This window comes from Salinivibrio sp. MA351 (genome assembly GCF_001996065.1).
Lineage (GTDB): Bacteria > Pseudomonadota > Gammaproteobacteria > Enterobacterales > Vibrionaceae > Salinivibrio > Salinivibrio costicola.
The window spans coordinates 26,072-39,312 of sequence record NZ_MUFG01000030.1 but is presented as its reverse complement, the minus strand read 5'-3'; the positions used below and the strand labels follow the sequence as shown (position 1 = coordinate 39,312).

The 13,241-nt window shown below is 48.8% G+C and carries 14 protein-coding genes; 4 read left to right on the top strand and 10 right to left on the bottom strand.

Annotated elements, in window-relative coordinates; translation table 11 throughout:
• Positions 1–148 precede the first annotated feature (148 nt).
• Positions 149–1,612, top strand: a complete 1,464-nt coding sequence (locus BZG78_RS13570; RefSeq protein ID WP_108743391.1) for an aminoacyl-histidine dipeptidase — start codon at positions 149–151, stop codon at positions 1,610–1,612.
• Here the strand turns inward: BZG78_RS13570 and dinB are convergent.
• From dinB to bolA, 10 genes are all read right to left on the bottom strand, one after another.
• Positions 1,609–2,661 (bottom strand): DNA polymerase IV, encoded by a 1,053-nt coding sequence (gene dinB / locus BZG78_RS13565; RefSeq protein ID WP_077661498.1) that lies wholly within the window; start codon positions 2,659–2,661, stop codon positions 1,609–1,611. The two genes, BZG78_RS13570 and dinB, sit on opposite strands and share 4 nt — an antisense overlap.
• 72 nt (positions 2,662–2,733) lie before the next feature.
• Positions 2,734–2,955 carry a (Na+)-NQR maturation NqrM gene (gene nqrM / locus BZG78_RS13560; RefSeq protein ID WP_077661497.1) on the bottom strand — a complete coding sequence of 74 codons (222 nt, stop codon included), beginning with the start codon at positions 2,953–2,955 and terminating at the stop codon, positions 2,734–2,736.
• Positions 2,956–3,076: 121 nt separating this feature from the next.
• Entirely contained in the window at positions 3,077–4,093 is a 1,017-nt protein-coding gene (locus BZG78_RS13555; RefSeq protein ID WP_077661496.1) for an FAD:protein FMN transferase, read from the bottom strand.
• A gap of 84 nt (positions 4,094–4,177) precedes the next feature.
• Positions 4,178–5,401, bottom strand: a complete 1,224-nt coding sequence (gene nqrF / locus BZG78_RS13550; RefSeq protein WP_077661495.1) for an NADH:ubiquinone reductase (Na(+)-transporting) subunit F — start codon at positions 5,399–5,401, stop codon at positions 4,178–4,180.
• Between the two features lie 31 nt (positions 5,402–5,432).
• On the bottom strand, positions 5,433–6,029 hold the full coding sequence (nqrE, locus tag BZG78_RS13545) for an NADH:ubiquinone reductase (Na(+)-transporting) subunit E (RefSeq protein ID WP_021024137.1): 597 nt from the start codon (positions 6,027–6,029) through the stop codon (positions 5,433–5,435).
• A 6-nt stretch (positions 6,030–6,035) separates the two neighbouring features.
• A complete protein-coding gene (locus BZG78_RS13540) occupies positions 6,036–6,668 on the bottom strand; it encodes an NADH:ubiquinone reductase (Na(+)-transporting) subunit D (RefSeq protein WP_021024138.1) in 633 nt (210 codons plus the stop codon).
• Positions 6,661–7,464, bottom strand: a complete 804-nt coding sequence (locus tag BZG78_RS13535; protein ID WP_077661494.1) for a Na(+)-translocating NADH-quinone reductase subunit C — start codon at positions 7,462–7,464, stop codon at positions 6,661–6,663. Before BZG78_RS13535 ends, BZG78_RS13540 begins: the two co-directional genes overlap by 8 nt.
• Complete coding sequence (locus tag BZG78_RS13530; RefSeq protein ID WP_021024140.1) at positions 7,454–8,695, bottom strand: NADH:ubiquinone reductase (Na(+)-transporting) subunit B; 1,242 nt, start codon at positions 8,693–8,695, stop codon at positions 7,454–7,456. Before BZG78_RS13530 ends, BZG78_RS13535 begins: the two co-directional genes overlap by 11 nt.
• Positions 8,696–8,698: 3 nt before the next feature.
• Positions 8,699–10,039, bottom strand: a complete 1,341-nt coding sequence (locus tag BZG78_RS13525; protein ID WP_077661500.1) for a Na(+)-translocating NADH-quinone reductase subunit A — start codon at positions 10,037–10,039, stop codon at positions 8,699–8,701.
• Positions 10,040–10,453: 414 nt separating this feature from the next.
• The gene (gene bolA / locus BZG78_RS13520) at positions 10,454–10,771 is read right to left on the bottom strand and encodes a transcriptional regulator BolA (protein ID WP_021024142.1); all 318 of its coding nucleotides are present in this window, start codon (positions 10,769–10,771) and stop codon (positions 10,454–10,456) included.
• 170 nt (positions 10,772–10,941) lie between these two features.
• On the opposite strand from bolA, the gene BZG78_RS13515 reads away from it, so the two are divergent.
• The 3 genes from BZG78_RS13515 (at position 10,942) to BZG78_RS13505 (ending at position 13,236) form a co-directional block, all read left to right on the top strand.
• Positions 10,942–12,078, top strand: coding sequence for a methyltransferase (locus BZG78_RS13515; RefSeq protein WP_077461630.1), 1,137 nt, complete (start codon positions 10,942–10,944; stop codon positions 12,076–12,078).
• Between the two features lie 25 nt (positions 12,079–12,103).
• Positions 12,104–12,673: a YajG family lipoprotein gene (locus BZG78_RS13510; protein ID WP_077461631.1), complete on the top strand. Its 570-nt coding sequence runs from the start codon at positions 12,104–12,106 to the stop codon at positions 12,671–12,673.
• A gap of 65 nt (positions 12,674–12,738) precedes the next feature.
• Positions 12,739–13,236, top strand: a complete 498-nt coding sequence (locus BZG78_RS13505) for a peptidylprolyl isomerase (protein WP_241824094.1) — start codon at positions 12,739–12,741, stop codon at positions 13,234–13,236.
• Positions 13,237–13,241 lie beyond the last annotated feature (5 nt).

The window sequence follows — 13,241 nt, the reverse complement described above, 5'->3', positions numbered from 1 at the left end:
CAATAATAACGCCTAGTTTGATTGGCATAGCGGGTTTTTATCCATGTCTGTTGCCGTGATAGCGACAGTGATATGCTTGGGTTTGTTTTTCCATTTCAGTGAGACCTGCTGCATAAAAGGTCAACCATAAAATATAATGGAGTTTATCGTGTCTGACATTAGCCAATTATCACCGCGCCCTGTTTGGGCGTTTTTCGACCAAATCTGTGCTATCCCTCATCCTTCTTATCATGAGTCACAGTTAGCCCAGTTTATTATCGATTGGGCAAAGGGACGTGGTTTAGCGGTTCGTCAAGATAACGCCGGTAACCTATTCATTCGTAAACCAGCCACTCCCGGCATGGAGAATCGCAAGGGCGTAGTCTTACAAGCCCACCTCGATATGGTGCCTCAGAAGAATGAAAATACTGATCACGATTTTACCCGTGATCCTATTCGTCCCTATGTGGATGGGGAGTGGGTAACTGCCGATGGCACCACGTTAGGTGCGGATAACGGTATGGGGATGGCATCCTGCCTTGCTGTTCTCGATGCCGATGATATCGAGCACGGTCCACTTGAAGTATTACTCACCACCAACGAAGAAGCAGGTATGGATGGCGCGTTTGGGCTTGAAGCAGGCTGGCTAACAGGTGACATACTGCTCAATACCGACTCAGAGCAAGAAGGGGAAGTGTACATGGGCTGCGCGGGTGGCGTGGATGCCAGTATGCATTTTCCACTCGAGCGACAAGCGATAGAGGGAGATCTGGCACGCTTTACGATTGGCATTAAAGGATTAAAAGGGGGCCACTCGGGCGTGGATATTCACACGGGCCGAGCGAATGCCAATAAATTATTAGCCCGTTTCCTGAGCCATCATCTTGATAATGTCGACATGAGCCTACTCGCGATACGTGGTGGTACATTACGCAATGCCATTCCTCGTGAAGCGTTTGCCGATATTGCCGTGCCTGCATCGCAAAAAGACGCACTGGCTGGCGCTGTTGACCGGTTCGCGACGCTGCTACAAGACGAGTTAGGCCGCTTGGAAGAGCAAGTGACCTTGGTAATGGAATCCACTGACAATGCAACTGATCCCCTCACACGCGCCGTCCAATCACGTTTATTAGCGGCCTTAAATGCTGCGCCTAACGGGGTAGTGAGAATGAGTGATGATGTCCCTGGCGTGGTCGAAACATCACTTAACCTCGGCGTGATTAATACTGAGGAAGATAAAATTACCGCCTTATTTCTGATCCGTTCATTGATCGACTCAGGCCGTGAAAACGTGCAAAGCATGCTGCAATCACTGGCAAGCTTAGCGAATGTTAATGTCGAGTTTTCAGGCGCCTACCCAGGTTGGAAACCGGATCCCGATTCAGAGATTATGCATATTTTCCGCGATACCTATGAAGGAATCTATCAGCGTAAACCTGACATCATGGTCATTCATGCGGGGCTAGAGTGTGGCCTATTTAAACAGCCCTATCCCAACATGGATATGATTTCATTTGGTCCGACTATTAAGTTTCCGCATTCTCCCGATGAGAAAGTAAATATCGATAGTGTTGGGCACTATTGGCAACAAATGCAGGCGATTTTAAAAGCGATTCCAGTTAAAACGGCCTAGCCGAGTAGACTCAGTTGGGGGGCGGTATCGTCTCCCAACCCAACCGACAAACCAATCAGACGAATACCTCGCCCTTCCCCTCGATAAAAGGCTTCGTGTAACAAGGTATCAAACAAGGCGCGGTCCAAGGACTCACATCGGTGTGCGACCGTGGTGGTTTGAAAGTCATTAAACTTCATTTTGATCCCTTGCCGGCAAATTCGTCCTCCTGCATCGGCTTTTTCTAATCGCGTCAGCAATTCATCGTATAAACGATCAATCCACGGCAAACAGGCATCAAGCAAGTTTAGATCCTCAGACAAGGTTTTTTCGACTCCGACGGATTTCCGTATACGCTCAACTTGCACCTCACGTCGGTCAATGCCATGAGCACGCTGCCAAAGCACGGAACCAAATTTACCAAAGCGCTGGACAAGCATTGATGGATCCGCGGTTTGAATATCATGGCAGGTAAACAGATTCCATTCATGCAATTTGGTCAAGGTGACCCGTCCCACACCAGGAATAGACTGTAAAGGGAGATCGCGAACAAAGTGTTCAACTTGGTCGGGTGACACCACGCAAATACCATCGGGTTTGTTTTTATCCGACGCTACTTTGGCGATAAATTTAATCGGCGCCACGCCCGCTGAGGCCGTTAGTCCTAACTCATGGCGAATGTCGCGCCGAATTGCTTCGGCTATTAAGGTTGCAGAATTTTGATAACATTGAGTCTCAGAGACATCGAGGTAGGCTTCGTCAAGGGAAAGCGGTTCTATGGTATCGGTATAGCGATGAAAAATAGCATGCAACTGTTGAGAGATGTGACGATATTTCGCCATGTCGCCACGCATCACTGTCAAGCCGGGACACAGCTTTAATGCTTGAGCGGTGGCCATCGCAGAACGTATGCCAAACCGCCGCGCGGGATAATTACAGGTAGCAATGACACCGCGTCCATCGGCAGAGCCACCAATGGCTAAAGGAATAGACTGTAAAGCCGGATTATCGCGCATTTCTACTGCGGCATAAAAACAATCCATATCAATATGAATGATTTTTCTGCTCATGCTCCGGCCTTTTCATCAGAGTTCAGACGGGTTAGCCACGCGCTTTATAAAATGACGCGTTGGCAAAACACGTTAGATGATTTGATTTTTTTTCCACTCACGCGTTTTCTCCGCCCGTGCTTCGCGTTTTTTTCGTGCATCGCACGGCTCTGGGCAGTCACACTCTTTTTCAATACCGATCGCCCCCAAGCCACCACAGCTGCCGCTGATGGTTTTTTGCTGAACGATATAGCCGATCGCCATACCCGCAATGACAAGGAGAAAGATTGCGAAGGTGATAAGAAAGACTGACATAATTGCTCACCTATTATTGGTCGTGATGCTCAGCGCCCTGAGATGCGCTGAGCGAGTAACACGCATTACGCGTGCTTTACATCGTACTGCCTCAACGGCACTGACGCTGTACATAAAGACACTAACGCTGCAAATAAGGTTTAAACGCCTCTGACGCGATTTCTTCAAACCCATCGTCTGTTTTTACTACCATAAATACAGGAATATTCGCTTTGTTGGCTAATTCCATCGCTTTATCTGGCCCAAGTACCATAAAGCCCGTGGCTAAGCCATCAGCCGTCATACAAGACGGATCAAGCACGGTTACTGAGACCAAGTGATGATTGATCGGACGTCCTGTCGAAGGATCGATAATGTGCGAATAACGCATACCATCACTTTCAAAGTAGTTGCGATAGTCGCCAGATGTAGCAACCGCCATATCGCCTGGCTCGACGATCTCTTGTACTGACTGCGCTCCCGCACTCGGTTTCTCAATCGCGATACGCCAAGGCACTTGATCTTGATTCACACCTTTTAATTGTAACTCACCACCAATCTCAACCAAATAGTTATCGAGTCCTAAATCGCCAAGGTAGTTTGCCACAACATCCACTCCGTACCCTTTCGCAATGGTTGATAAGTCAACATACAAGTCAGGGTTGGTTTTTGTGAGTCGACGCCCATCTACACTAAGGTGTTCTAAGCCCGTCATCGCCATCCGTGACGCTATCTCTTCATCACTGGGAATAGTCTCCGGCCGCTTTTCTGGCCCAAAACTCCAAAGGTTAACCAGTGGCCCCACTGTGACATCAAGCGCGCCTTGGGTAAATTGATTCAGCCGAATCGCCTCGTTAATCACGGTGATTGTCGCTGGAGAGACAGAAACAGGTGAGTTCGCTTGGTGCTGATTGAATTGACTCAATTCGGAGTCTGTTCGGTAAGTCGACATCTGATCGTTGACTGTTTCTAAACGCTGATCGATAGCCGCTTGAACGACATCCTGCGAGGGAGTAGCGTCCGTCGCGATATATTTGATCGAATAATAGGTCCCCATCGTCTCGCCCGTAAGATGCACAAGCTCAGGGGCGCGCTCACAACCGACAAGGCCTGCAACCACGGCAACGACTGTTGCACAGCGTAACCAAAACTTCTTCATAGTGGTGTCCTTCGACATCAGGTTTATACGTAAAATGGCTGGCCCTTGGGCCAGCCATTACAAGGTCAGACGAACAATCAGTGCCTATCCGCCGAAATCATCCAACATGATGTTTTCGTCTTCAACACCAAGATCTTTAAGCAAACCAATCACGGCAGCGTTCATCATTGGTGGCCCACACATGTAATACTCGCAGTCTTCCGGTGCTTCGTGGTCTTTCAGATAGTTTTCATAAAGCACATTGTGGATAAAGCCAGTATCACCCTCCCAGTTATCTTCTGGTAGCGGGTCGGACAGTGCGCAATACCAGTTGAAGTTCTCATTTTGCTCTTGGAGCATATCGAAATCTTCAACGTAGAACATTTCACGTTTAGACCGCGCGCCATACCAGAACGTCATCTTACGATCCGTGTTAAGGCGTTTGAGCTGGTCAAAGATATGTGAGCGCATTGGCGCCATACCTGCACCACCGCCGATAAAGACCATCTCCGCGTCAGTGTCTTTGGCGAAAAACTCCCCAAATGGACCCGAGATAGTACACTTGTCACCAGGCTTTAATGACCAAATGTAAGAAGACATCTGACCCGGTGGCACGTCTGGGTTACGCGGTGGTGGCGTCGCCACACGTACGTTAAGCATGATAATACCCTCTTCTTCAGGGTAGTTAGCCATGGAGTACGCACGAATAATGTCTTCATCTACCTTAGACTCGTAACGGAAAAGGTTGAACTTCTCCCAGTCTTCACGGTATTCCTCAGGAATATCAAAATCCGAGTACTTAATGTGGTGTGGTGGCGCCTCAATTTGAATATAACCACCGGCACGGAAAGGTACCGATTCACCATCTGGAATACGTAATTTAAGCTCTTTGATAAACGTGGCTTGGTTATCGTTAGAAATAACTTCACAATCCCACTTCTTCACACCAAAGATCTCTTCTGGCAGCTCAATCTTCATATCTTGCTTAATAGCAACTTGACACGATAGACGCTCACCTTCACGCGCTTCACCTTTGGTAATGTGATCAAGCTCGGTCGGTAGAATGTCACCACCGCCTTCTTTAATCTTCACACGACATTGACCGCATGAACCACCGCCACCACAGGCAGAAGACACAAATACACCAGCACCAGCCAGTGCGCCAAGCAGTTTTCCGCCTGGCTGAGTGACGATCGCTTTTTCAGGATCGTCATTAATATCGATTGTGATGTCTCCGGTTGGTACCAGCTTCGATTTGGCGAATAAAATCACCATCACCAACGCCAGTATTATCAGAGTAAACATCACCACACCAAGAATAATGTCCATTGACTATTCCTTTCCTCGCAGTTTACCCGGCTTACAGTTGCACACCAGAGAAAGACATAAAGCCCAATGCCATCAGACCTACTGAGATAAAGGTGATCCCTAATCCTCGTAGTGCAGGTGGCACATCTGAATACTTCATTTTCTCGCGGATCCCCGCCAGCGCGACGATGGCTAACATCCAGCCTACACCCGAACCAAAGCCATAAACGACCGACTCGGCGAAGTTGTAATCACGTTGTACCATAAATGATACGCCACCAAAGATGGCACAGTTCACTGTAATCAACGGTAGGAAAATACCGAGTGCGTTGTAGAGCGGCGGGAAGAACCGATCCAAGACCATTTCCAAGATTTGTACCAAAGCAGCAATAACACCGATAAAGGTCACAAAGTTCAGAAAGCTCAGATCCACCCCTTTAACCAACGCATCTTCACGTAGGATAAGGTTGTAAACCAGGTTGTTAACCGGTACCGAAATAGTCAGTACCACCACAACAGCGACACCGAGGCCGAACGCCGTTTTCACTTTCTTAGACACCGCCAAGAAAGTACACATGCCGAGGAAGAATGCCAACGCCATGTTCTCAATAAAGATTGAGCGCACCAGCAGGCTTAGATAGTGTTCCATGTGCTGTTACTCCTTCGCTTCAACTTGTTCTGGTTTGAAGGTACGCACAATCCAAATCAAAAAGCCGATGAGGAAGAATGCAGAGGGGGCTAACAGCATCATGCCGTTAGGCTGATACCAACCACCTTCGCTGACAACCGGCAGGATTGATACGCCAAAGACAGAGCCAGAGCCAAGAAGCTCGCGGAAGAAAGCCACTGTCATCAGAACAAAACCATAACCCAATGCGTTACCAATACCATCCATGAACGACGGTAGTGGCGATGACTTCATTGCATAGGCTTCAGCGCGTCCCATCACGATACAGTTAGTGATGATCAGCCCCACGAAGACCGAAAGCTGTTTAGAGATGTCATAAACAAACGCTTTCAGCGTTTCGTCAACCACAATAACTAATGAAGCGATGATCGCCATTTGAACGATGATACGTACACTATTAGGAATGTGGTTGCGAATCAGCGACACGAAAAAGTTAGACATTGCGGTGACGAACATCACCGCCAGTGTCATGACAAAGGCTGTCTGCATCTGCGTAGTCACCGCTAGTGCCGAACACACCCCGAGAACCTGTAAGGCAATCGGGTTGTTGTCTAGCACCGGCGATAGCAGATTTTTCTTCAGTTCTTTCGCTTCAGCCATTGGTCAGGCCTCCCTCACGAACTTTTGCTAAGAACGGGCCGAAACCCTGCTCACCTAGCCAGAAATTAAATTGATTCTGAACACCGTTACTGGTCAGCGTTGCACCAGAAAGCGCATCAATGCCGTGCTCGCTTCCTTCAGGTGCGCCGCCTTTGACGATTCGAATGGCTGGCTCGCCTTGCTCGTTGAACAGTTTTTTACCATCCCACTTCGCGCGCCATTTCGGGTTTTCGACCTCGCCACCTAAGCCAGGGGTTTCACCTTGCTCATAGTAAACGATATCAGCAACCGTGTTACCATCCGGCTCAACCGCGACAAACGCGTACATCATACTCCATAGGCCTGAGCCTTTTACGGGGAGAATGAGGCGCTGTATATCACCCGAATCATTTTTCACGACGTAGACTTTAGCGACATCAGCACGACGGCCAATGTCTGCTACATTCTCTTCGCTACTTAGCTTTTTCGAGAGGCTAGGATCTTTCGCGGCTGCGCGCTGATCATAATCAGCTGCATCAGCAACATTAACGGCATCCGGGCTGACATAGTCGCCCTTTTCAAGGCTGACTAAGCGCGCTTCAATATACTTGTTGTAAGCATCGTTAATCGCGCTCTTACCACCCGCCACATCGACACCTGCGACCGAAAGGATGTTCTTTTGTACGTCTAATTTTGCGTTCATTTGTTGCAAAGGACGTAACGCCACCGCTGCACCAGACACCACGATTGAGCACACTAAGCTCAACGCGATAACAACGATCAGCGTCTTTTTAATACTATCGTTACTACTTGCCATTACGAGCCAGTCTCCGTTTGATGTTGCCCTGAATCACCAAGTTATCAAAGAGAGGTGCAAACAGGTTAGCGAACAAGATCGCCAGCATCATACCTTCTGGATATGCTGGGTTTACCACACGAATGATCACTGCCATGGCACCGATCAATGCGCCATACCACCATTTCGCTTTATTGGTAAACGCAGCAGATACCGGGTCTGTTGCCATGAACATCATACCGAATGCAAAACCACCCAGCACCAAGTGCCAGTAGAACGGCATGCTGAACATCGGGTTGGTATCTGAACCAATCAGATTAAACAAGGTCGCCGCAACGGCCATGCCCAAAAAGGTACCCAAGATGATGCGCCATGACGCGATCCGCATGTATACCAAGGCTGCACCGCCAATTAAGATGGCAATGGTCGAGACTTCACCAATTGAACCTGGGATATTACCAATAAAGGCGTCCATCCAAGTCATGGTTTGACCACTAACATTGTGCATCAGTGCTGATTGGCCACCGGTGTACCATTGGCTTAGCGCGGTTGCACCTGAGTAACCATCAGCTGCAGTCCATACCAAATCACCCGAGATCTGTGCTGGATAGGCAAAGAACAAGAACGCACGACCGGCCAATGCTGGGTTCAAGAAGTTACGTCCCGTTCCGCCAAAGATCTCTTTTGCAACGACCACACCAAAGGTGATACCGAGCGCGGCTTGCCATAATGGCAATGTCGGCGGCACGATGAGGGCAAACAAAATGGATGTAACAAAGAAACCTTCGTTTACTTCGTGTTTACGCACGATGCAGAAAAGTACTTCCCAGAAACCACCTACAATAAAGACGGTGGCATAAATAGGCAGGAAGTAGGTGGCACCGAGAATGGTTTTGGTCCCCCAGCTTGCAGCCGCTAGCGGCCCAGCGATGGACTCGGTTAACCAATAATGCCAGTTTCCACTAATGACCTGCGCAAGCTGATCGCCTGAATACAAGTCCATCAAGCCCATAATCGCTTGGTTACCTGTGTTGTACATCCCCCAGAACATCGCTGGGAACACCGCAAGCCAAACCATGATCATGATGCGTTTCAAATCGATACTGTCACGCACATGCGCGCCGGCTTTGGTCACCATACCTGGCGTGTATAAAATGGTCGCAACCGCTTCATACAAGGCAAACCACTTTTCGTGTTTACCGCCTGGCTCAAAGTGTGGCTCGATTTGCTCTAAAAAGTTTTTCAGGCTCATCTGTTACCCTTCCTTCTCAATTTTTTCCAGGCTCTCGCGGAGCATTGGACCAAATTCGTACTTGCCTGGGCAGACAAAGGTACAAAGGGCCAAATCTTCAGGATCTAACTCCAGCGCGCCTAGCTGTTGCATGCTATCTGTATCGCCGGCACAGATATCACGCAGCAACATGGTTGGCTCGATATCTAGCGGCATCACTCGCTCATAATTACCGATCGGCACCATGGAACGATCACTGCCATTGGTGGAGGTGGTTAAATTGAAAAGCTGACCTTTAAACAAATGGCCAAGATAAGCGCGCGTCACTGAGAAGCGATTTTTACCGGGGGCTAGCCAACCAAACAGCTCTTTCTCGTTACCTTCGCGAAGTACCGAGACCTGCATATGGAAACGACCTAGATAGGCATGTGGGCCAGTGGCTTTGGTACCAGATAGCACAGAACCAGAGATCACACGGCTTTCGCCAGCCATTAGCTCGCCATCTACCAGCTCATCGAGATTAGCGCCAAGCTGGGTACGAATGAGGCGTGGCTGACTGACCATAGGACCCGCAATAGACACAACACGGTCAGTATGGATTTCACCGGCTAGGAATAGATGCCCAAACGCAATCACATCTTGATAGTTGAGGTGCCACACCTGCTTTTCCATGTTCACAGAACGCAAATGATGGATATGGGTACCAACCAGTCCTGCTGGGTGAGGACCAGCAAAAACGTGTTGTTCAACATTAGATTGCTTGCTGGTTGGAAGCTCAACATCCGCTTTGCACACAAAGACAGATTTGTCCGTGAGGCGCGACACGACGTCTAAACCAGCCACAAAGGCCTCTTTTTGTTCATCAATGATCACTTTAGGATCCGCGGCGAGCGGATTGGTGTCCATTGCATTAACAAAAACAGCTTCGGGTTCAGCATCAATCGCTGGAGAACGGCTGAACGGTCGGGTGCGAAGCGCGGTCCACATCCCAGACTCAACCAGTTGTTCAACAACGGCTTGACGGTCTAGCGAGGCTAATTGCGACGCTTCGTACTTATTGAAGGTAACTTGCTCATTTCCATCGACTTCAATGACGACAGACTGAAGAACACGCTTGGCACCGCGATTGACTTCAACCACTTTACCAGCTGCGGGCGCAGTAAATTTGACGCCAGGGTTTTTCTTATCTTCGAAAACCACTTGGCCTTTCTTCACTACATCACCCACTCGCGCATGCATAGTGGGGCGCATTCCAACGTACTCTTCGCCAAGCAAGGCGACTTTCTTGATGGCTGGACCATCACTTATCACCTGAGTAGGAGTCCCTGCGATGGGGATATCCAAACCCTTTTTTATTGTAATCATACGCACTTGCACTACATTAACGGGAAAAAGAATTCTGTTATTGCGCAGTTAAAGACACGACTTTCGACTGAATGGCGGCCTCAAGGCACACCGTCGCAACATCCTGCTAACCATTTCATCACACAAAGGCAACCTAGGTTAGTCTTTAAGCACGATATTCTATCACTAACCCCAGCACTGATTCTATGGATATTGTCACTCGGGCGTGGCAATTATCCATACCTGTACAAACAATGCGCGTTGTAACTTCACAGTTTTACTGTTGTTTTTTTACGCGTTGCAGACAGCTGTTGACCGAGACAGTCACGGATTAACACTTGTCTGGCCGTAATCAATACCAAGCAGACACCAGGCCTTTATGTAAGAAATTGTTGCCATGAGGTAAAAGATAAAATCATGCCCACTCTCACTGGTCTAAGACGCATTCACGCCACCACCTCGACATGCCGGAGAGTCAGGCGCTTGGGTCTGCGCTTGCCATTCTTGCGGTGAATAGGTGTGAATCGCAAGCGCGTGAACCTCACCCGCCAATTCATCCGCGAGTGTGCTATTCACCGCTCTATGGCGCTGAATAAGCCGCTGGTCGCTGAATAGCTCCGAGACAACAACCACCTTAAAATGACTTTCCGCGCCTTCAGGCACATTGTGCATGTAACTTTCGTTGTGTACCTCAAGGTGGGCCGGCGTGAAAGCCCGCGTCAGTTTTTCTGTTATTTCTGTTTCAATTTTCATGACGTCCCCAAAATCTCCGGGCGACCTGCCCAGATTTTAGCCGTTATTGATAAAATTGCGAATCGAGTGATGGATCAAGCAACGACAGGCAGTTTGCCCTCGTTTACATTGCAGTTATCGCTTGAGTGCGACAATATACGCAGTCCGTAACCCCCGATGCAAACGCGCCAATGAAAACACTACTTCCGATTCCAGGTAGCGAATCAGCCTTGACGCTACACCGTTACCCGCAGCGAAAAAATGAGACGCTACAAGCCTTCGATGCCGCCGATGAATATATGATTGCGCACGCTAGCACATGGTCAGTACGTAAAAATGCGCGAATATTGATCATTAATGATCAATTTGGCGCACTCAGTTGCTGGGCCAGCCAGCAAGGATTTGATGTTTTTCAAGTCAGCGATTCGGTTATTTCGCAGCAAGCGACGATTGAGAATCTGGCACACAATGATCTCGCGGGTATCACTCAGCTTACCAGCTTAGATACCTTACCGGCGGATATCGATGCGGTGATGTTACGCGTACCGAAAAGCAGTAAAATGCTCACTTGGCAACTTCAGCAACTCGCCAGTGTCACTGATGCGCATACGCTTGTGCTAGCGAGTGCTAAAGCGAAAGAGATCCATACCTCGACCCTTAATCAGTTTGAGCATTGGCTGGGGGCAACAACCACCTCGCTGGCGAAGAAAAAAGCGCGTTTGATTTTTACCACACCGACCAAGCAACCGGTACCGCAGCCCGATCCGGTCAACGATGTCGACGTACCAGAATTCTCGATGCGACTGGCTAACTGGCCCAATGTTTTCTCGGCCAAGAAACTCGATATTGCCGCGTATTTAATGCTGCCGCACATTCCGAGTCAGGCACATTTAAAACGCATTGTCGATTTAGGCTGCGGTAACGGCGTATTGGCATTACAAGCGGCACGAAATAATCCAGCGGCGTTCATTTATGCGGTCGATGAAAGCCATATGGCCGTCGCCAGCGCAAAACACAATCTGAATCGCCATGATATCGACTCACGCCGTTTTCTCTGTGAGGCCAGAGATTGCCTCACCGGTTTTGAGCATACAGATATCGATCTTGTGCTCTGTAACCCACCCTTCCACCAGCAGCAAACCATTACCGATCATATTGCTTGGCAAATGTTTTGTGACGCAAAACGTGTTCTGACCACGAATGGCGAGCTTTTAGTCATTGGCAATCGTCATCTCGGCTATCATACTAAGCTTAAACGTCTTTTTGGTCATGTCACTGTCGTTGCGTCGAATAAAAAATTCGTTATTCTCAAGGCAGTCAATGCCTAATATTAAGAAAAGGAAGCCGAACCCCATGAAAAAACTGATTATTGCTATCGCTGTATTAGTCCTTGCTGGCTGTTCGACACCCCGTGAGCCACAGCTGACTATCGCACCCTCTCCGGCGTCATCCAATCAGCAGCAAGTCAACAATCTTCCGGTCGTGGTGAAGAGTAAAGACTTACGTACCGCACAATTCGTTGCGGTTATCGATAGCGGTCGCTCCAATGTCAAACCGCTGCACGCCAGCCAGAATTTGCGTGTGGTATTAGAAGACACGCTGTCTCGTCAACTGTCATCACAAGGGTTTCGAGTGGTTGCCAATGGCCCGGGAGTGTTGCGCCTCGACATTCTTGATGCCTTAGTCCGAGTCAAACACACCGTGTTTAAACATGACATGGAAGCATCGGTTCAATTACAGCTCGTTGCTGAATCCCCTGAGGGTCGCTTTGTTAAGCGTTATACCGGGAAATCGACGCAAAGTGGTGTAAGCAGTGCATCACCTGATGATATCGAACTGGCGCTGAATAACTTGCTTGAAGCGGTGTTACAAGACATTGCCGACGACGAGCAACTCCTTAATCATATGAAAGCACACTTTTAAGCATGGTATGTCGTTCGCTTCTCTGGATTCTTGTGCTGGTTATCACGCCAGTGCAAGCCAGTGTCATGGTTAAAGTCGAAACCACCTTGGGTGATTTTGCGGTAAAACTAAACCCGCAAAAAGCGCCGAAAACCGTGGCCAACTTTTTGCGTTATGTTGACGATGGCAGTTATGTCGGGACGCAGTTTCATCGCGTGATCCCACGATTTGTCGTGCAAGGCGGCGGGTTTGATAAAGCCCTGAATCGCCGACCAAGCTACGAGCCGGTAGACAATGAATCATCTAACGGTTTGAAGAATCGGCGAGCGACAATCGCCATGGCACGTACGCAAGAGCCCGACTCCGCCACCCGGCAGTTTTATATCAACATCCGTGATAATGGCTTTTTAGACGCCACGCCCAATAAAGTGGGATATACGGTTTTTGGTCGAGTCGTGGAGGGCTTTAATACGCTCCAAACGATGACCAAGCAACCCACAGTGACCGTCCCGAGCAAACGCATGCAAGATGTACCGCAACAGCCGATTGTTATCACCAATATCTACCGGATGTCCTCTCAATAGCGACA